General features: G+C 58.8%; 15 protein-coding genes. 6 read left to right on the forward strand and 9 right to left on the reverse strand.

Annotated elements, in window-relative coordinates:
• Position 1: 1 nt before the first annotated feature.
• Positions 2-1,642, reverse strand: coding sequence for a methyl-accepting chemotaxis protein (locus QV747_RS14225; RefSeq protein ID WP_273431923.1), 1,641 nt, complete (start codon positions 1,640-1,642; stop codon positions 2-4).
• Between the two features lie 108 nt (positions 1,643-1,750).
• Complete coding sequence (gene dinB, locus QV747_RS14230; RefSeq protein WP_273431921.1) at positions 1,751-2,815, reverse strand: DNA polymerase IV; 1,065 nt, start codon at positions 2,813-2,815, stop codon at positions 1,751-1,753.
• Positions 2,816-2,965: 150 nt separating this feature from the next.
• Here dinB and QV747_RS14235 point away from each other — a divergent pair, with 150 nt between their 5' ends.
• Complete coding sequence (locus tag QV747_RS14235; protein WP_273431919.1) at positions 2,966-3,622, forward strand: hypothetical protein; 657 nt, start codon at positions 2,966-2,968, stop codon at positions 3,620-3,622.
• A gap of 207 nt (positions 3,623-3,829) precedes the next feature.
• Here QV747_RS14235 and panC read toward each other — a convergent pair whose 3' ends face one another.
• The 5 genes from panC to pcnB form a co-directional block, all read right to left on the reverse strand.
• Positions 3,830-4,672: a pantoate--beta-alanine ligase gene (panC, locus tag QV747_RS14240; protein WP_273431916.1), complete on the reverse strand. Its 843-nt coding sequence runs from the start codon at positions 4,670-4,672 to the stop codon at positions 3,830-3,832.
• The gene (locus QV747_RS14245; RefSeq protein ID WP_273431913.1) at positions 4,669-5,280 is read right to left on the reverse strand and encodes a transglutaminase family protein; all 612 of its coding nucleotides are present in this window, start codon (positions 5,278-5,280) and stop codon (positions 4,669-4,671) included. The genes panC and QV747_RS14245 overlap by 4 nt, the downstream gene beginning before the upstream one ends.
• A 33-nt stretch (positions 5,281-5,313) precedes the next feature.
• Positions 5,314-6,105 carry a 3-methyl-2-oxobutanoate hydroxymethyltransferase gene (panB, locus tag QV747_RS14250; protein ID WP_273431910.1) on the reverse strand — a complete coding sequence of 264 codons (792 nt, stop codon included), beginning with the start codon at positions 6,103-6,105 and terminating at the stop codon, positions 5,314-5,316.
• Between the two features lie 138 nt (positions 6,106-6,243).
• On the reverse strand, positions 6,244-6,729 hold the full coding sequence (gene folK, locus QV747_RS14255) for a 2-amino-4-hydroxy-6-hydroxymethyldihydropteridine diphosphokinase (RefSeq protein WP_047393556.1): 486 nt from the start codon (positions 6,727-6,729) through the stop codon (positions 6,244-6,246).
• Between the two features lie 5 nt (positions 6,730-6,734).
• Positions 6,735-8,084 carry a polynucleotide adenylyltransferase PcnB gene (gene pcnB, locus QV747_RS14260; RefSeq protein WP_273431908.1) on the reverse strand — a complete coding sequence of 450 codons (1,350 nt, stop codon included), beginning with the start codon at positions 8,082-8,084 and terminating at the stop codon, positions 6,735-6,737.
• 205 nt (positions 8,085-8,289) lie between these two features.
• Here pcnB and QV747_RS14265 point away from each other — a divergent pair, with 205 nt between their 5' ends.
• Entirely contained in the window at positions 8,290-9,135 is an 846-nt protein-coding gene (locus QV747_RS14265) for a PhzF family phenazine biosynthesis protein (RefSeq protein ID WP_273431906.1), read from the forward strand.
• 69 nt (positions 9,136-9,204) lie between these two features.
• Here the strand turns inward: QV747_RS14265 and QV747_RS14270 are convergent, their stop codons facing one another.
• Entirely contained in the window at positions 9,205-10,875 is a 1,671-nt protein-coding gene (locus QV747_RS14270; RefSeq protein ID WP_273431903.1) for an AraC family transcriptional regulator, read from the reverse strand.
• 105 nt (positions 10,876-10,980) lie between these two features.
• Here QV747_RS14270 and QV747_RS14275 point away from each other — a divergent pair, with 105 nt between their 5' ends.
• Together QV747_RS14275 and QV747_RS14280 are read left to right on the forward strand one after the other, a co-directional pair.
• Positions 10,981-13,797, forward strand: a complete 2,817-nt coding sequence (locus tag QV747_RS14275) for an ImpA family metalloprotease (RefSeq protein ID WP_273431901.1) — start codon at positions 10,981-10,983, stop codon at positions 13,795-13,797.
• A 188-nt stretch (positions 13,798-13,985) separates the two neighbouring features.
• Entirely contained in the window at positions 13,986-15,131 is a 1,146-nt protein-coding gene (locus tag QV747_RS14280; protein ID WP_273431899.1) for a D-alanyl-D-alanine carboxypeptidase family protein, read from the forward strand.
• Positions 15,132-15,200: 69 nt separating this feature from the next.
• Here the strand turns inward: QV747_RS14280 and QV747_RS14285 are convergent, their stop codons facing one another.
• Positions 15,201-15,401, reverse strand: a complete 201-nt coding sequence (locus QV747_RS14285; protein WP_028449798.1) for a hypothetical protein — start codon at positions 15,399-15,401, stop codon at positions 15,201-15,203.
• 329 nt (positions 15,402-15,730) lie between these two features.
• On the opposite strand from QV747_RS14285, the gene purB reads away from it, so the two are divergent.
• The gene (gene purB, locus QV747_RS14290; RefSeq protein ID WP_273431897.1) at positions 15,731-17,101 is read left to right on the forward strand and encodes an adenylosuccinate lyase; all 1,371 of its coding nucleotides are present in this window, start codon (positions 15,731-15,733) and stop codon (positions 17,099-17,101) included.
• Between the two features lie 154 nt (positions 17,102-17,255).
• Positions 17,256-18,707, forward strand: a complete 1,452-nt coding sequence (locus QV747_RS14295) for a YdgA family protein (protein ID WP_028449796.1) — start codon at positions 17,256-17,258, stop codon at positions 18,705-18,707.
• Positions 18,708-18,769: the final 62 nt, after the last annotated feature.

Consider the following 18,769-nt stretch of genomic DNA (forward strand, 5'->3'; position numbering starts at 1 on the left):
CTCAGTGCTCAAAGCGATAGCGCTCAATACCCTGCTGCAGCTCACCACCTAGGCTACTGAGATCCTGCCCGATGCAGCGCATCGTGCTCACCCGCTCCATACCATCGGCCAGTATCGCAAACAAGCCTTCCAACGCTTGCCGCTGCTCATCCACACTGGCCAGCTGCGCCGCGATTTCGGCGGCAATTTGCCGGGTGGAAGCGCTAGTCTGCTCGGCGCTGCCGCTAATAGCCTGAATACGCTCGGTGGTCTGCGCCATTTGCGCCAAGCCAGTTTGGGTGCTGGCCATAATCTGGCCCATGGCTTGCTGATTGGCCTCGATCAGCTTGGCCAGCCCCTGAATAATCAGATTGATTTCGTGGGTAGCTTCGCCAGTACGCTGGGCGAGTTTGCGCACTTCGTCGGCCACCACGGCAAAACCACGCCCTTGCTCGCCCGCACGGGCGGCCTCAATCGCGGCATTGAGCGCAAGCAGATTAGTCTGCTCGGAAATTTCGCTAATCGTGCCGGTAATGGCGTGAATTTGCTGCCCAGCAGCAGCCAGCTGCACCACTTTATCGCTGGCCGCAGTGGCCTGCCCGGCAATACTTTGCATTTCAGCTTCGCAGCTCATCACCGCCTGCAAGCCCTGCGCCGCCTGGCCGGCGGTGGCTTCCACCTGCTGCAGTATCTGCACCGACAACAGCTCGACCTGCAGCGAATTATCATTCAGCTGCTCGGTTACGGCGGTGACGGTATTGGCGCGCTGCTGGCGGGCCTCGCTAGCGGCCAGAATGCCATCCCCAGCTTGCGTCATCTCGCTCGCGGCCTGCCGTACGCCCTGCGCCAGCCGAAATAGCAGCCGCATTTGGGTCGTAAGCTGCTGTTGCAACACGACCAAGCTGGCCAGCACACTATGCTGATCCTGCCCGCGCAAGGCCGGTGGCGCGGGGAGCAATTCGCCTTGCGCCAATTGCTGCGCCAGACCTTTGGCCTGCAAAGGATCGCCGCCCAAACGCTGCAACATTTCGCCATACAGCAACCACAGCAAGCCCGTCATCAAGAGTAAGCCCACGAGGCCCAGACCCAGCAACACCTGATCGGCAGTCTGCACCGCTGCACGCAGCTGGCTGGCCGTTTCGCTGGCAAACTCATTACCCTGCTTCACCACCGCATCAATACCGCGCCGATGCTGATCGTAAATGTTTTCCAGCCGCGCCAGCGCGGCCAACATCGCCGCTTCATCACCGGCTTTGGCGACAGGCCAAAGCTGGCTGTGCTGCAGTTGCCAGAATTGCTCGCCCGCCGTTTTCGGCGCCCCGAGCAACGCATTACGCAAAGTGGGATTAAAGCCTTCCTGCTCAGCCCAATAGCGGTTGCGCGTCTGGTATTCGCCCTCTAGCCGCTGCAAGGTCGCCAGCAGCGCATTACGCTCGGCGGCGGGCGCACGCACCAGCTGATGACTGACCAGCATGGCCTCCACCACATACAGCGGTGGCGGCAAAATATCGGCGACCACATCCTTGCCCAAGCCCATCCGATCAGCGGCAGCCGCCGTGCTATGCAATGTGCGATAAGCCATGCCGCTGAGCACCAACACCAGCACCAGCGACAAGGTCAAAATCAGCGCCAGAAAGCGCCGCAGGCTAAGTCGAGCCAACATGAATTCACTCCCACCTTGCAGTTTGACGGCGTTCGTCAGAAAGACCCCATACAGAGTGTGGTAGTGCACTGCAACAGCAGTGTCAAATTCGCCCTTGCGCGGCCGGTGCTAGCTCAAAAGCTCCGGCCACAGCGGCAGAGTATAGCCCTGCGGCACTTCGCGCTCGGCATAGCGCACACCCAAGCCCAGCAAACGCACGGGCTTGGCGCCGCGTGTCCAGGCTTGCTGCAGCAATTGCGCGTACAGTGCTGGTGTGGGCTGCGGCTGGATGCATTCCATGGTGGTTTGGGTGAAGTCGTGAAATTTGATTTTCACAAAGGCTTTATGGGGGGTATCGGCCTGTGCGCGGCTCTGGCGCTGGCTAAAATCAGCATACAGGGTAGGTATTTGCGCCAAACACGCGGCCAGATCAGGCAAATCCTGCGCGTAGGTGTGCTCCACTGACAATGATTTGCGCTGTTCACGCACCGCCACCGGCCGCTCATCCTGCCCGCGCGCTTGCCAGTACAGCGCCTCGCCCAGCCGCCCCAGCACCCGCACCAGCTCGGCCTGCGGCCAGGCCTGCACATCGGCACAGGTATTGAGCCCCAGCTGGCTTAAGCGCGCGGCGGTGACCTTGCCAATGCCCCATAGCTTGCCCACCGGCAAGCTGGGCATAAAGTCGGCGACATCCTCGGGCGTGATCACAAACTGGCCATTGGGCTTGCGCCAATCACTGGCGATTTTGGCCAAGAGTTTATTCGGCGCGATCCCGGCGCTGGCGGTGATGCCCACTTCAGCCTCGATCCGCGCGCGGATTTCCTGCGCCATCAACGTGGCGCTGCCCTGACAATGACTGAGCCCGGTGACATCAAGATAGGCCTCATCCAGCGACAGCGGCTCAATGCGCTCGGTGTAGTCACGAAAAATCGCCTGCACCTGCTGTGAGGCGGCCTTATAGCGGGCAAAATCGTGCGGCAGCAGCACCAGCTGCGGGCACAACCGCAAAGCCGTGCGGGTCGGCATGGCCGAATGCACACCAAAGCGGCGGGCAGGATAATTGCAGGTGGAGATCACCCCGCGCTGATCGGGCGCACCGCCAATCGCAATCGGCTGGCTGCGTAATTCGGGCCGGTCGCGCATTTCCACCGCCGCGTAAAAGCAATCGCAGTCGATATGAATAATTTTGCGCACACCCGCCTCCGCGGCCAAAAACCAAAGTGTACGATCGTTCACCTTATTGGGCAAGCCATGCTGCCGCTGATCAGCCCAGCGGGCACCCAGCCGCCCCGGGTGCGTCCAAGCTATTGATAATACAAGTGCTGCTGTTTGCCGGAGTGGATCATGGCTTCCTCAATATCCCCGCTTAGCTTGAATACCAGTGCCGCCCAGATCGAACGTGGGCGGGTCAATGTCCGGGTGGCCAGCGCCACCACGCCACAGGAAAAAGTCGACCTCCGCGGCGAAAGCCCCAGCGCACCGCTCACCTACAGTAATCCGAAAAACCCACGTATTGTGCCGCCCGATTTGGAAACCCTGCTCACCGAATCGGCACGCAAAGTGGATGAAATGCTCAATCTAATTCGCCCGCTGGTCGAGCAGCAAGGCTTGCAGATGAATCTGGTGGCCAGCGGCCAGCAGCGCCTGCAAGTGGATCAGGGCACCATCGATGCGGCCAAGGCGGCGATTGGTGAAGATGGCGAATTCGGAGTGCGCAAAGTGGCCGAGCGGATTTTAAGCTTTGCCAAATTTGCGATAGGTGATGATCCAGCCCAGCTGGATAAAATCGAAGCCGCTGTCGCCGATGGCTTTGCCGCCGCCAAGCAGGCGCTGGGCGGTACGCTGCCCGAGATTAGCGAGCAAACCTTCCAAACCATCAAAGATGAATTTACCCGCTGGCGCAGCGAAGGCATCCCGGCCGGCGATACCGTGAGCTTGCCTCGCGCCAGTAGCGATACCCCTGCCAGTACCAGCCCTAACACTATCCAAACCAAGGCTTAGCTAGCCATACCCCAGAGCAAAACAGACCGCCATGGCGGTCTGTTTGGTTTGATGCTGGTTTAATGCTGTCCGCGGCTGACGGAAAGTACGGCAGCTGACTCAGCGATAAATGGATTGGCTGCGAATGACTCCGTTGCAATCGATCAACGGCACGAAGCCATTACCGCAACTTGCGCCAACCAAGGCGTAGAGACTCAGCGCGACCGCTTAGCCCAGCTGCACTTCGATATTGTCGATCAGGCGCGTGGTGCCAAGGCGAGCAGCGATCAGAATCACCAGCTGTTTATCCCCGGCGGCCGCGGGCTTGAGACTAATCGCGTTGCGGGTTTCCACGTAATCAATCTCATGCCAGCCGCGCACGCGCAGATCGGCCACGGTTTCGATGGCCAGCTTGGAATAATCGCGCTCGCCCGCCTCAATCGCCCGCTTCATCCGGCAGAGGTGGTAATACAACCGCGGTGCTTCGGCGCGCTGGGCTTCATTCAAATAGCCATTGCGCGATGACAGCGCCAGCCCGTCTTCGGCGCGGCCCGTATCCACCGGCACAATCCGAATCGGCATATTCAGGTCATTCACCATGCCCTGAATCACTGCCAGCTGCTGGTAATCTTTTTTGCCAAAACAGGCGACATCGGCCTCAACAATATTAAAGAGCTTGCTCACCACCGTGGCCACGCCACGGAAATGGCCGGGGCGGAAGGCGCCACACAGCTCGTCGGCAATCGCTGGCGGGTTCACCTGATATTGCTGAATCACATTCGGGTACAGCTCTTTTTCATCCGGCGCGAAAATCACGTCCACCCCGCCATTGACGGTGATCAGCGCAGCATCGGCCTCCAGCGTGCGCGGGTAGCGTTCAAAATCTTCGCCCTGACCAAATTGCAGGCGATTAACAAAGATACTGACCACGGTATGCGCCGCCTGACGGCGTGCTTCCTGGATCAGCGCCATATGCCCCGCATGCAAATTGCCCATGGTCGGCACAAAGGCCACGGTGCCCACGGTTTTACGCCACTCGCGCAGCTCGGCAATGGTATGGATGATTTTCATAAGTCAGATTTCGCAGGAGGAAAACAATCAATCGGTGCGGCCCGATAGGCGCTGACTGAAGCACAGGCGCGCAATTGGCGCACCAGCTCCGGCCATGGCTGGGCATACACACCGGGATACAGACATTCGCCCGGATATTGCACCGGATACGCCAGCTGTTCAAGCGGCGGACTAAATTGGGCGTGCACGCCCGGTTTTCTATTGCCGCGCGCATCCAACCGATACCAGCCCAGCTCCGGCAAATACACGGCATTAAGGCCATGCAGGCAAAACGGAGCCGCCTCGCCCGACCAGGTCAGGCGCTGATAGACCAAGCCACAAGCAACTTGATTGGCGCGCAGCAAGGCCGCCAACAAATGGCTTTTGGCATAGCAAAAACCAGTGCCCTGGAGCAGGGTTTCGCTGGCGCTCACCGGGACTTCTTCGCGGCCAGCATCGACGCAATGGCAAATTTGATCGCGCACCCAGACAAAGCTGCGCTCGATCAGCAGCCGCGCGGGCGGCTGATCGGCGGCTAGCTCGCGCGCTAACGCCACCACGGCGGGATGATCGCCATCCAGCTCCGGGCTAAAGGCCAGATAGGGCGCAAGTTGCGCAGGACTGAGCATGGGGGGCAGGCTTGGAGATGCAGCGTGGCTAAATTAGAAACTATGCTCTTCGGCCGGGAAGCTCAGCGCCTTCACCGCTTTCACGTAGTTTTCTACCGCGCCTTGAATACTCCCCACGCCGGTCATGAAGTTTTTTACAAAGCGGGCTTTTTTGCCCGGATACACGCCCAGCATATCGTGCAGCACCAGCACCTGGCCATCCACCTGCACGCCCGCGCCAATGCCGATGGTCGGCACGTGCAGCGATTCGGTAATCTCGGCCGCAACGCTAGCGGGCACCATTTCCATCAGCACCATCGCAGCGCCGGCGGCTTGCAGCGCCAGCGCATCGCGCTTGAGGATTTCGGCTTCGGTTTCGGTTTTGCCCTGCACCTTATAGCCGCCATACACGTGCACCGATTGCGGCTGCAGGCCGATGTGGGCACAGACCGGAATTCCGCGCTGCACCAGGAAATCGACGGTTTCGACCATCACGGCGCCACCTTCCAGCTTCACCATTTCCGCGCCGGCGGCCATCAGGCGGGCGGCGTTTTCGTAGGCTTGCGCGTGCGAAACCTGATAACTGCCAAAGGGCAGATCGGCCAGCACCATGGCTTTCTGGGTGCCACGCACCACCGCCTGCGTGTGGTAAGCCATATCATCCATGCTCACCGGCAGGGTTGAGCTATGGCCTTGCACCACATTGCCTAAAGAATCCCCGACCAAGAGGATGTCCACCCCGGCTTCATCCAGCAAGGTGGCAAAACTGGCGTCATAGCAGGTCAGCATGGCGATTTTGGCGCCATCGAGCTTCATTTTTCGCAGGGTCGAAAGGGTAGTTTTCATGATGGGTAATCAAGCCGTTTCGTTGAAAGGGGCACTCATGGTGCGTTGCATGATCGTAATGGAGTCAGGGTGGAAAATCGACCCTTTTTGTGTCAGGGCTTGATCCTGATTCAATGTGGCGACAACCGCCCACCCGGCTTAGACCGGATCGAGGCGATACAGTGCCTGATCAATCACCTGCCCGATCAGGGCGGCCGCCGGCCCCAAACCGGGAATCTCCACCTCAGGGGCTATCTCTAGCAAAGGCAATAAAACAAAGGCGCGCTGATGCATACGCGGGTGGGGTATTTGTAGCTCGGGGGTATCAAGCTGCAGCGCGTCGTACAGCACGACATCCAAATCCAGCGTACGTGGCGCGTTTTTAAAGCTGCGCTCGCGGCCTAGCTGTTGCTCAATCTGCAACAACGCCGCCAGCAGCGCCGCGGGCGCGAGCTCGGTCTGCACTGCGCAAACGGCATTAATAAAATCAGGCTGATCGGCATAACCCACGGGCGCACTGGCATACAGCGAGGAGCCGGCCAGTAATTGGGTGTGCGGCAATTGCGCAATCGCGGCCATGGCTTGGCGCAATTGCGCAGCTGGGTCGCCCAGATTGGCGCCCAGCGCGATATAGGCAATGCTCATCCGGCTTACTCGCCCTGCCCGCCGCCACGGCGGCCATCTGGGCGGCGATGCCGCGTGCGGCGCCGGCGTTTTTTCTCGACTTCGCCGCCTTTACCGCTGGCCACCGCTTCGGTCACCAGCACTTCGCGGGTACCGTCGTCGCAAACTTGAAATTGCGTCCACCAGTCGGCCAGCTCTTTTTCTACCAGCCCGCATTCGGCGCGCAAAAGCAGGAAATCATAGGCCGCCCGAAAGCGCGGTTGCTCCAGCATACGGAAAGGCTTTTGCCCGCTGCGCTGCTCAAAGCGTGGCTGCAACAGCCAGATTTCTTTCATGGCCGCGCTATAGCGGTTTGGAATCGACAAGCGTTTGGTAACTTTGGCTTCGACATCGTTCATAGCATCGACCAGCGCTGGTACTTTGTGCTCACCCGCGGCCACTTTCTTTTGCCAGCCGGCTTCCACTTCATGCCAAAGCAAGGTGGCAAACAAAAAGCCGGCCGACACCGGTTTGTCTTCGGCCAAGCGCTGATCGGTATTAAGCAGCGCCTGTTTCAGAAAGGCCGTGGTTTCCTTCTGGCTCATCAGTTTATCGAGCAGCGGAAAGAGCGGCCGATGCAGGCCGTAATTGCGCATGGCCTGCAGGCAATCCCAGGCCTTGCCCGAGAGCAAGACCTTCATCATTTCATCAAACAGCCGTGCCGGCGGAATGTTTTCCAGCAATTGCGCATGTTCTTTAATCGGCTTGGCGGTATCCGCCGCAATCTGTAAGCCCAGCTTCGCCGCCAAACGCGTGGCGCGCAGCATGCGCACCGGGTCTTCGTGATAGCGTTTGACCGGGTCGCCAATCATCACCAGCTGCTGTTTTTCCAGGTCTTCCACCCCGTGGTGGAAATCGATGATTTCATCGCTATTGGGGTCGTAATACAGCGCATTGACGGTAAAATCGCGGCGCGAGGCGTCGTCTTCCAGCGTGCCATACACATTGTCGCGAATAATGCGGCCAGTGGCATCGGTGGGCGAATCGGCGCTACCGCGGAAGGTGGTCACCTCGATGATTTCTTCGCCACCGCGATCGTAAAACGGCACGTGCACAATCCGGAAGCGCCGGCCAATAATGCGCGAGCGGTGAAACAGATGCCGTACCTGCTCGGGCGTGGCGCTAGTGGCCACATCAAAATCTTTGGGCGATTTGCCGAGCAGCAAATCACGCACCGCGCCGCCGACGATATAGGCTTCATAACCCGCATCCTGCAGCTTGTCGCAGACTTTCAGCGCCCCGGAATGGAGCTGTTCACGGCGAATGCCATAGTGTTTGGCATGCAAAATGCGTTTACCCGGACGGCGTAGCACCTTGCCAATCAGTTTACGAATCATGGCGGTCTATTTAGCGAAAACGATGCGAAACCGTGCATTATACAAGTGCCCAGTGGCCTGCGTGTCATTTTCGGGATTAAAGGTGGCCCGCTGTGCGCCGCGGCCTGCCCTGAGAGCCGACTGTATCGTCTGGCAAAGGCGCCGACTGTGCTTAGCAAGCCCACCCAGACCCCGTATGATGGCAATCCACCCATCGGAGCCCGCCATGCCGCAACTGCGCTATCAAGTAGTGAATGTCTTTGTGACCGACGAGCTGTGGAGCGGTAATCCGCTCGCGGTTTTTCAGCCAGAACAACCGCTGGATGAGCGCACCATGGCGCGCCTAGGCCAGCAGATGAATCTGTCCGAAATTACCTTCACTGGCCCGAGCCAAGTGGCCGATGCTAGTGTGCGGATTTTCACGCCCAGCTACGAAATGCCCTTTGCCGGCCACCCGACTTTAGGCACGGCCTTTGTGCTGGGCGCCGGGCGGCCGCTGCTCACGCTGGAAACCCGCGCCGGGGTGATCCCGGTGGCGCGCGAGGGCGATTTGCTGACCTTGCAGGCCAATGCCCCGCAATATCGCGCCGGCCCTAGCGCCGAGGAGATTGCCGCCGCGCTGTCGCTTAACGCCAGCGCGATCGCCGGCACGCCACGTTTTGTAAACACCGGCAGCGAGCAATTGATTGTGCCACTCGCCAGCCCGGTCGCCGTGGCGGCTTGCCAGCTGAATCTGGCGCAATTTGAAGCTGTAGCCTGCAATCAGGAAGGGCGTTCGGGTGCGCTAGTGTGGGCGGCCGACCCGGCCGACCCCACGCGGATTATTGCGCGCTATTTCTGGAGCCAGCGCGGCCAGGCCGCCGAAGATTTTGGCACCGGTTCGGCCTGCGCCAATTTGGGCGGCTGGCTACTGGCCGAAAACGCCGCCCTGCCCCTCAAGCTCGCCATGGAGCAAGGGCACGGCATCGACCGTATTGCCCGCTTGAGCTTACACATCAATGCGCAGGGCGAGATACGGGTAGGGGGTAAGGTTAGGAGCATTGGCCACGGGGAATTCCAGCTGCCGGATTAAGCCGCAGCGACCATGCAGGTGCACGGCACCGAGCTTGCAATGCGCCGCCGGACAAACCACCACGGTGGGCTAATGTTCGCTGAGGCTTTGCTGTGCATGCTGCAGCTGCCCGCACACCGCGGCCCACAAGGCCGGCCAGCGCGAATCTGCCGCGGGTGGCGGCGTGCGGGCTTGCAGCCAGGCCAGCGCGGCGCTGAGCTCGGCATAGCCCGCCCCTTCGTTGCGGCTCCATAGCCCCAGCCGGCGCACCACCGGCGCGGGCATACCCCATTGCGCCAGCAGCACCAGCGCCCCCCGGCTGTGGTGCGCCAAATCGCCGGCCAAACTGGTGCTGGCCAGCAGGCAAGCCTGCGCCGCCCACTCAATGCCTTCCTGCTCAGCCGCCGGCACCGCCAGGCTCGCCGCTACGGCGCGCAAAAACAGCGCCGCGCTAAGTAAATCAGGGGTATTTCCTTCCGGCCATTCATCTGCATTGGCTAGCGAGGCATACCCAACATCGCAAATACTATTGGCCGGTAGCAGTGTCGCCACCTCAGCCAGCGGGCGCAGGCCTAGCGCGCCGTTTTCGGCTTGATTCAACTCAGCCAGCAGCAAGCAGGCCAGCTTGGGATTAACCTGCGCCAAGGCCTGCACACGCGCCGCGTTCAGCGGCTTCGCGGCTAAGCGCTGCCGCTGCCACGCCGGCGCCACGGCCATAAAGCCTGCCGCCCGCTCGCCCTGCTGCGCTGCGCGCCGAAATTGCGCGGCCGTACAGCCATACCAACCGACAAAGGCACGCTCAAAGGCGCTACGTTCGGCAAAGCCCAGGGCACAGGCAATGTCTTCCAGCCTTTGCTCGCCCACCAGATACTGCACGGCGGCGCGGCGTTTTAATTCCAGCACCAGCCGGCTAAACGAAGTTTGCTCGGCCGCCAGTTGCCGCCGGTATTGCGCCACGCTCAGGCCCAGCGCTTTGGCCACGGTTTCTTGCTCGGCCAAACGCAAACGTTCACCCGGCAGCAAATAGCGGCAAGTACGCTGAGCCAAGGTGTCGGCCGCCTGCTGGGCTTGTAGCCCGGCCAGAAAATGCGGCTGCAAGGCGGCCCAGAGGCTGGCGCTGGCATTGGGCAGCGGGCGCTGCCACAGCGCAATCGGCCAGCTGAGGGCAAACGCAGGCGCTTGCCAGCTCAGGTTGTGCGGCAGATGCGGGGCGAGCTCCGCCGGCTGCACCGCCTGCGTCATCAACGCGGCCGCCAGCGGTGGCTGCGGCTCAGCCAGCAAATGCTCCAGCAAGCGCGCCAGCCAGACACAGATTGCCTCATAGCGCAGCAGCATCCCCAAGCGCTCGGCATGCAGCAGCGGGCGCAGCTGCAGGGTGAACTGGGTTTCGGTCAGGATCAGCGTCAGGCTGCCATCCGGAAACGACAACGGCCCCAGCTGCACAAGGGTATTTACCGCCTGCGCGACGGTATTGGCGCTGCGCAAAAAATACAGCAGCCCATTGCCCGCCCCCAGATCCAGCGCCGCCGCCACCTGCACCAGGATGTGCGGTGCGCCTGCGGCGTGCAGGTATTCATGCAATTGCAAAGCCAGCTCACCGGGCATTGTATCGCTACAGCTGGCCTCGACCCGACGCAGCCCAAAGCGACTTTCCAGCACCTGCAATACCTCGGGCCGGCTGGCCAGCAGCGGATACAGCGGCTGCAAATGGCGCAACTCGGGGGTGTGTAGCCCGCGCGGAAAAGTTGTGATCTGGCTCATAAAGCTGCCCGAATGTCATAAAAGTGAGCGCCATTATCATATCAGCATTTACTGATGATCCTTAAACTGCGCCGCTCGAACTTAACCTGACCATAGAACAAGACAATGATGTGCGCATTCAAACGATTATGGCCCAGCCTCGCCTTGCTAAGCCTGCTCGCCGGCTGTGGCGGTGGTGCCGGTGGTGGCGGCGGCGGTACTAACAGTGGCGGCAACGTCGGCACTGGCAGCCCGAGCGCCACTGCCGCGCCAAGTGGTAGCAGCGGCCCAACCCTCAACCAAGTGGATAACAGCGGCCTGCAGCAACCGGCCACCAGCCCACTGGTTTTGGCGCTGCAAACCGGCAACCCCAATTTGCTCAGCGCCGCCGATCAGCCCACGCTTTTGCAACTGGCTACCCAGCTGGCCGAGCGCTATCAACAGCAGCAAAGCCGCGCACTGACCAGTATCTTCGGTGGTGGCACCCTTGATCTCAGCGTGAATTTCACGACCAATAGCAGCGAAATCGGCATTGGTCAGCCCACCGTGGCAACGCCACTGTTATTGGCCGACGATGGCAGCGGCATGGCAGCGATTGCCCAGTATGGTCGGGGCCGCGGGATGGGCTATGGCGTAGACATGCTCAATTGGCAAGCCAACCAAAGCCGCGAAACCCAGCACAGTGCCTTTTTTACCCGCGCCATGCGCTGGCTGATCACCGGCAATGCCGACACGGCGCTGCCCAGCCCGGTGAAATACGCCGTCGCCGGCTATGACAGCAATACCGTCAGCCGCTGGCTCAGCCGCGCCGGCAGTACCGGTAACGCCATCAGCTGCGATCTCACCCAAAGCGGCAATAGCTGCTGGCAAAACGCCGATTTGCTGGTGTTTGGCAGTAGCGTGCGCAACGACCCTGCGCTGAGCAATCAGGTCCGCCAATATGTCGAGCAAGGCAAAGCGGTACTCTACCTGCACCCCAGCTGGACGGACTCGGCCGGTGGCCGTAGCGTTCTGGCCGGCATGGGCATGAAGCTGGGTGATTATCCGGGCAATTACTTTGCCCCAGCCGCCGGCGTTTCGATCGGCAGTAGCACCACCCGCAGTGGCCTACTTGCGCGGCTAGATCAAATGAGCGGGTTGGTTGGCACTTTACGCGCCATGGGTCAGGCCAAACCAGCACTGCAGCTCAGTACCGATAGCAGCATCACCCAGCCGATTACCCAGCAATTCAATGCGCTGGCCAGCCTGCAAAGCCGTGGCGTGGATATTTTCCAGGAGCCCACCAGCGACCTGCATCGCCTGCTGGTGCTGTGGGCGGATCTGTATCGCAAGGATATTCAATACGGCAAGATCAACCGTGATACCGCACCCGGCGATTTTCTGCGCACCTATGCTGCCGATTCATGGCTGGTGTTTAACCGCACCAATACGACGGTGAGCAAAGCTGGGCAGGGTGATTTTATGCCTGTGTCGGCGCAGAGCATGCCGGTGAGCAGTAGCGCGGAAACCATCGAAGTCACCATCGGCCAGAGTGGTGGCAATACCGCGATTGGCCGTGCGGCGATTCCGGGCAAACCGGTGTACATCGAAGTGGTGGATAACGGTGGCGCTAGCGCACTGAATATCCAGACCAACTACCTGCGCGCCTATGGCAACCCACTCACCGACTCGGTCAATGAAGGCTACAAACGCCCGCGCCGGCCGCATTCGTTTGCCATTCCGCTCAAGGCCAGCGGCGAAACAACCTTTGTGACTCCATTTGGCGGGCCACTGTATCTGAATTACAGCGGCGCCACCGCTGGCCGCTCAGTAACGCTCAAAATCCGCGGCAGCGCCAAATATGCGCACTTCGATTTCACCAAGCCCAGCAATCAGGCCGAGATCGACGAGGCCATCGCGGCAATGCAACGCGCGGACTTTGGCTGGCAAACGGCCAAATTTGAAGGCGGTGAGATCCAGCAAACCATGTATTACGCCAAGCAAGCCATGGGTAGCCTCAGCCCGCAAACCTATGTCATTGATCAGATCAAAGGCCTGTTGTTCGATTCCAATCACCTGGCGAATGGCTTTAGCAATATGCCGATGAGCAGCACGGTGGCGAGTTTGTGCAGCACCTTTGGCTGGACCTGCGATGGCCCGCTGCATCGGGCGCCGAGTGTGCAGCATTTTGTCGGCTGGATTGCCGCCTGTGGCTACCTCTGCTCGGGTAACCCATCGGATGGCTTTGCCGGAATCGGGGGTACTGGCTGGGGGCACGCGCACGAATTGGGCCACAACACGGTACCCAGGGTCATGACCATTGAATTTGGCGGCAAAGGCTGTGTGGTGGAGTGCAATAACAATATCCTCGCCAGCATCCATATGATGCGGCAATACAAAATTGCCGGCATCGATACTGGCCATACCACCGATCATCCGGGCCTGTATGCCGATATTGTCGCCAATCGCGCCAGCGGACTGAGCGGTAATGCCAAGGTGATGGATATGCAAACCCGGCTTTGGGATATGGATAATGGCCAAGACCCCATGCGCGCGGTGCATTTCCAGCTGGCCTTCCTGTTTAGCCGTTACCGCGCTGGCGAGAGCATTCCGAGCATGGAAAAAACGCTGGATTTCTTCACCCTGCTCACCAAGGGCAACCGGCTAGTGGATAACGCGTGGGAGAGCGGCAATAAATTTGCCATGAGCCGCTTTGCCAACAAAACCATCAGCAACCCCGACCTGCTGTATGTGTTGAGCTCCAAGCTGGTGGGCAAAGATTTGCGGCAGATTTTTGCCATGTACGGTATCAGCGTTGGCCAAACCGCGCTGGATTCGGTGGCCGATCTGGGGCTGGCCGTTTTGCCTGAGCAGTTTTATGCGCTGGCGCGCAACAAATACAATCAAGTTGGCAGCGGACAATGGCTCGATCTCTCGGCCAGCACGCCGGCTTATCCGTATTAATCCGCCGCGCGCAGGCCGGCTAGCGGGCTTTGCCGCAACATCACCCCAGCTGGCTGGCCCGGCTGGGTTTTTTATTGCGGCACAAGGCAAAAAACACCGGAACAAAGCCCGTATCGGGCGGTCTGTAGGGCTGGTTTCGGGCGTATAATCGCCTTTTCTGTCAACCTTCATCAGCAAAGATCATCCTCATGCGTCGTACCGCCCTCTCTTGCGCCCTGATCGGCACGCTGCTGGCCAGCTCACTGGCTCACGCTTTCGTACCGCCCGTACCCGAAATCGCCGCTAAATCGTATTACCTCTACGACAAGCAAAGTGGCCAAGTGCTCGCAGCTCGTGATCCGGATATGAAAGTCGAGCCGGCTTCCCTCACCAAGCTGATGACGGCCTACCTGACCTTTAAAGCGGTTAAGGCTGGCAAACTCAAGCTCGAGCAAACCCTGCTGGTATCCGAAAAAGGCTGGAAAACCGAAGGCTCGCGGATGTATCTCGATCCGAAAGTGCCAGCCACGGTTGATGATCTGATCAAAGGCATGATCGTGCAGTCGGGTAACGATGCTTGCGTGACTTTGGCTGAGGCGATTGCGGGCAGCGAAGAAGTCTTCGCCCAAATGATGAATGTAGAAGCCAAACGCCTGGGGCTGAAAGATTCGCACTTTACCAATTCCACCGGCCTACCCGACCCGGCGCTGCACGTCACCACCAGCGATCTGGCGCGGCTGGCGAATGCCATCATCAATGATTTCCCCGAGTTTTATCACATCTACTCGATCAAGGAATTCAAGTACAACAACATCAATCAGCCAAACCGCAATTTGCTGCTCTACCGTGACCCGTTTGTGGATGGCATGAAAACCGGTCACACCGAAAGCGCCGGCTACAATCTGGTGGCCTCAACCCACCGCGATAATCGCCGCCTGATTTCGGTGGTGGTGGGTACCGCCAGCCCGGAAGTACGCGCGGCCGAATCCTCGAAATTACTCAATTGGGGCACGCAGTTTTTTGAAACGCCCAAACTCTATGCCGCCAAACAGGCTGTGCGGCAAGTGCCGGTCTGGAAAGGCAAGGCCGATAAAGTGGATGTTGGCTTTATGGCCGATCAATTTATCACCGTACCCAAAGGGGATGGCGCCAAGCTGAAAGTAGAGCTTACTAGCCAACAGCCGCTGGTAGCGCCGATCAAGGCCGGCCAAACCGTGGGCATGATGAAAATCTCACTGGATGGCAAAGTGCTGAGCGAGCGCACCGTGGTGGCCGTGGCAGACGTGGAAGAAGCCAATATCTTTGGCCGCGCGTGGGATACCATCCGCCTGTGGTGGCATCAGCTGTTTAACTAAGCCTGCCGGCGGACAATAAAAAACCCTGTGTGATGCACAGGGTTTTTTATTGCGAGGCGAAACACCGTGTTATTGCGGTGACGCCGCGGCCCCATCCGGCTGGGTGGCCGGCGTGGTGGTCGAAAAATGAAATACCACTGCGTTGGCAAACATCGGGTCAAAGCCTTTTTCGATCATCACTTCGACAATCGACTGGGCCAGACAGCCACGCTGCAGATTTTCAATAATCCATGCCTGCCATTCTGGGGTGAGTTGGGTAAAACCGCTCATCGAAATTGCCTCTCCATCCGAATTTGGTACCGCGCTCAAGGTACTTATTATGTCTCTCCCGTGAGCTCAGCGCAGGCCCGTCGCCCGCTATCGTTGTAGCAAGGTCGCGAGCTCTTTGTAAGGTATTGCCATTATTCATGCGATTGTCGGGCTTGTCACTTATTCTTACACGCCGCATGGCGGATAAGTTACGCCATTCACACCCCGCCGCCGCAGCGCTGGCTAGCCGCTGGGGCTTAGCCCCTTAATCGTGCAAGACAAACAGCGCAGGGCGAGTGTGTTAAAATCCCGCTTTTGATCGATCACCCCTTCACGGACGAGTTGGCATTATGGAACTTTCTGCACTGACCGCGCTTTCGCCGCTAGACGGCCGCTATGAAAAACAACTGGCTGATCTGCGCGCGCACTTTAGCGAATACGCGCTGATTAAAAATCGCGTTACCGTTGAAGTGGCGTGGCTCAAAGCGCTGGCCAGTGATTCCGCCCTGAGCGAAATCAAGCCTTTCTCGGCCGCCACCATTGCCGAGCTCGATAATCTGGTTGCGCAATTTAGCACCGAGCACGCGCTGGAAGTAAAAACCATCGAGCGCACCACCAACCATGACGTGAAAGCCGTGGAATACTGGCTCAAAGAGCGTCTGTCTGGCAATGCCGAAGTCTCTGCCGCCAGTGAATTCATTCACTTCGCATGTACTTCGGAAGACATTAATAATCTGTCGCACGCCCTGATGCTCAAAGGCGCGCGCGAAACCGTACTGCTGCCTAAACTCGCCGAAATCATCACCAAACTGAAAGAGCTGGCCCACGAGCTGGCCGATGCCCCGATGATGAGCCGCACCCACGGTCAGCCAGCTACCCCAACCACCATGGGTAAGGAAATGGCCAATATCGCCTTCCGTCTGGAGCGCCAACTGGAGCGCATCAGCAAGGTTGAGCTGCTGGGCAAAATCAATGGTGCCGTGGGTAACTACAACGCCCACCTTTCGGCTTACCCTGGCTTTGATTGGGAAGGCTTCTGCCAACGCTTTGTAGAAAGCCTCGGCATCACCTTCAACCCCTACACCATCCAGATCGAGCCGCATGATTACATGAGCGAGCTGTATGATGATTTCGCCCGTGCCAACACCATCCTGGTCGACATGAACCGCGACATCTGGGGCTACATTTCGCTGGGCTTCTTCAAACAGAAGGTCAACAAAAACGAAGTGGGTTCTTCCACCATGCCGCATAAAGTAAACCCGATCGACTTTGAAAACTCGGAAGGTAACCTCGGCATTGCCAACGCGGTATTGTTCCACCTGAGCCAGAAACTGCCGGTATCACGCTGGCAGCGCGACCTGACCGACTCGACCGTATTGCGCAATATGGGTGTTGGCCTGGGTTACTCGCTGCTGGGTTATGTGGCCGCACTCAAAGGCCTGAACAAACTGATGGCCAATCGTGATGCCATGCTGGCCGATCTGAACGACAACTGGGAAGTACTGGCCGAGCCAATCCAGACCGTAATGCGTCGTTTCGGGGTGCCAAATCCATACGAGCAACTGAAAGAGCTGACTCGCGGCAAAACCGGCATCAGCAAAGAAGCGCTGGCCGTGTTTATCGAAGGCCTGAACATCCCGCAACAAGCCAAAGATGAGCTCAAAGCGCTGAGCCCAGCCAGCTATCTGGGTAAAGCTGAAGAGTTGGCGCGCCGCATCTAAGCGCCCAAACTGCCGCCAGCCCCGCGCTGGCGCAGTTAATAAACACAACACGGGCGCGTCAGCGCCCGTTTTGCTATCAGCTCCGATATAATCGGCACATCTTACAGCGTGCCGTAATGCGCCACTGCGCAGCGGCCAATTCGAGGTTAAAACGGTGAAACGGAAAGTCATTGCAGGCAGTGCACTGGGCATCGTCCTACTGGGCGGCGGCTATTTCGGCGGCAGCTATGTGGCCGGCGACGCGGTGGAACAGACCATGCAAAAACAGCATGCCTGGATCAGCAATCTGCCCTATTTCATCGTAAAAGCGCATAGCTACGAAAAAGGCTGGCTCAGCTCCACCGAAACCACCACGCTGCAAGTCAACCCTGAGCTGTATCGCTTTATCGTCGAAAAAGAAGGCGAAACGCTGCCGACGTTTGAAGTGACCTACACCAATCATATTCAGCACGGCCCGTTGCCGCTGCTGACCAAGCTCAACCCGCTGCCCTACAAGGCTGTGGTCACCACCGAATTTAAATACTCGCCAGAAACGCAGAAATTCCTCACCAAGTTTTTCGGCGAACAAAAACCCATTCAGATCGAAAACCGCATCAGCTTTAACGATGATGGCGTGATGAAAATCAGCGTGCCGGGCTTTGATTACGAAGAAGCGCTCTCGGGCGTAAAAGCCAAATGGCAAGGCCTGAATGCCACGCTCGACTACGGCGGCGATTTTAATCGGGTGAAATTCGATCTCACCGCCCCAGGCCTCTCGGGCGAAGCCAAAGCCAAAGGTTCATTCGCGCTGCAAGGTTTGAGTATCAACCTCAACCAGAGCAAAGGCGCCAATGGCATCATGATCGGCACCAATCTGGCCAAAGTCGGCCAGTTTGACCTCGATATGCGCGAAGGCAACCCGATCAAGCTCAAATTGGAAAACCTCGTTTACCAAGGCAAAGTGAACGAAAGCGGTGAATTCATCAACGGCAGCGCCCAGATCGATCTGAGCAAGCTCACGCTGAATGACAAACCCTATGGCCCGGCCATCATGATCGCCGAAGCCAATCACCTGCACGGCAAAACACTGGCCACCATCAGCGATGAGCTGACCAAGCTGCAAAAACAAAAACTCAACCGCGAGCAGCTCACCGAAGCTCTCACCAAACTCGCCCGCGAGCAAGGCCTGCCGCTGCTGCAAAACGACCCGCAATTTGCGATCAAACAGCTGGAAGTCAAACTACCTGATGGCGCCATCAAATTTGCCGGCTCGGTGGGGCTCAAAGGCTTTGTGCCCGCCGACTTGGATAAACCGGTGGATCTAGTGAATAAGCTCGACGCCAAAGCCGATTTCACCATCCCGCGCAAAGTGGTTGAAACCCTAGTGATGTGGCAAGCGCGCAATATGTTTGCCAGCGCCAACCCTGATGGCGACGTTAGCCACGCCGACATCGACTATCTGGCCGGCCAATTTGTAGAAGGCCAGATCAGCAAGCTGGCCGAGCAAAACCTGATTCGGGTGAATGGCGATCTCTTATCCGCCAAAGCCTCGCTCAAAGGCGGCAAATTCATCCTCAACGACATCGCCGTACCACTACCGTGGGATCAACCGGCCGTGGAACAGTAAACCGAAGTGAATGGATTAAAACAAAACCCGCGGCAACGCGGGTTTTTGTCTACTAACGCGGC

The organism is uncultured Chitinibacter sp. (genome assembly GCF_945957625.1).
In the GTDB taxonomy this organism is placed as follows: domain Bacteria; phylum Pseudomonadota; class Gammaproteobacteria; order Burkholderiales; family Chitinibacteraceae; genus Chitinibacter; species Chitinibacter tainanensis.

Excerpts from the sequence above, each read along its gene's own strand:
- panB (WP_273431910.1), bottom strand. The coding sequence starts at position 6,105 with ATGAAAACTACCCTTTCGACCCTGCGAAAAATGAAGCTCGATGGCGCC.
- pcnB (WP_273431908.1), bottom strand. The coding sequence starts at position 8,084 with ATGATTCGTAAACTGATTGGCAAGGTGCTACGCCGTCCGGGTAAACGC.
- QV747_RS14265 (WP_273431906.1), top strand. The coding sequence starts at position 8,290 with ATGCCGCAACTGCGCTATCAAGTAGTGAATGTCTTTGTGACCGACGAG.
- purB (WP_273431897.1), top strand. The coding sequence starts at position 15,731 with ATGGAACTTTCTGCACTGACCGCGCTTTCGCCGCTAGACGGCCGCTAT.
- QV747_RS14280 (WP_273431899.1), top strand. The coding sequence starts at position 13,986 with ATGCGTCGTACCGCCCTCTCTTGCGCCCTGATCGGCACGCTGCTGGCC.
- QV747_RS14270 (WP_273431903.1), bottom strand. The coding sequence starts at position 10,875 with ATGAGCCAGATCACAACTTTTCCGCGCGGGCTACACACCCCCGAGTTG.
- QV747_RS14285 (WP_028449798.1), bottom strand. The coding sequence starts at position 15,401 with ATGAGCGGTTTTACCCAACTCACCCCAGAATGGCAGGCATGGATTATT.
- QV747_RS14225 (WP_273431923.1), bottom strand. The coding sequence starts at position 1,642 with ATGTTGGCTCGACTTAGCCTGCGGCGCTTTCTGGCGCTGATTTTGACC.
- QV747_RS14235 (WP_273431919.1), top strand. The coding sequence starts at position 2,966 with ATGGCTTCCTCAATATCCCCGCTTAGCTTGAATACCAGTGCCGCCCAG.
- folK (WP_047393556.1), bottom strand. The coding sequence starts at position 6,729 with ATGAGCATTGCCTATATCGCGCTGGGCGCCAATCTGGGCGACCCAGCT.
- QV747_RS14275 (WP_273431901.1), top strand. The coding sequence starts at position 10,981 with ATGATGTGCGCATTCAAACGATTATGGCCCAGCCTCGCCTTGCTAAGC.
- QV747_RS14245 (WP_273431913.1), bottom strand. The coding sequence starts at position 5,280 with ATGCTCAGTCCTGCGCAACTTGCGCCCTATCTGGCCTTTAGCCCGGAG.
- panC (WP_273431916.1), bottom strand. The coding sequence starts at position 4,672 with ATGAAAATCATCCATACCATTGCCGAGCTGCGCGAGTGGCGTAAAACC.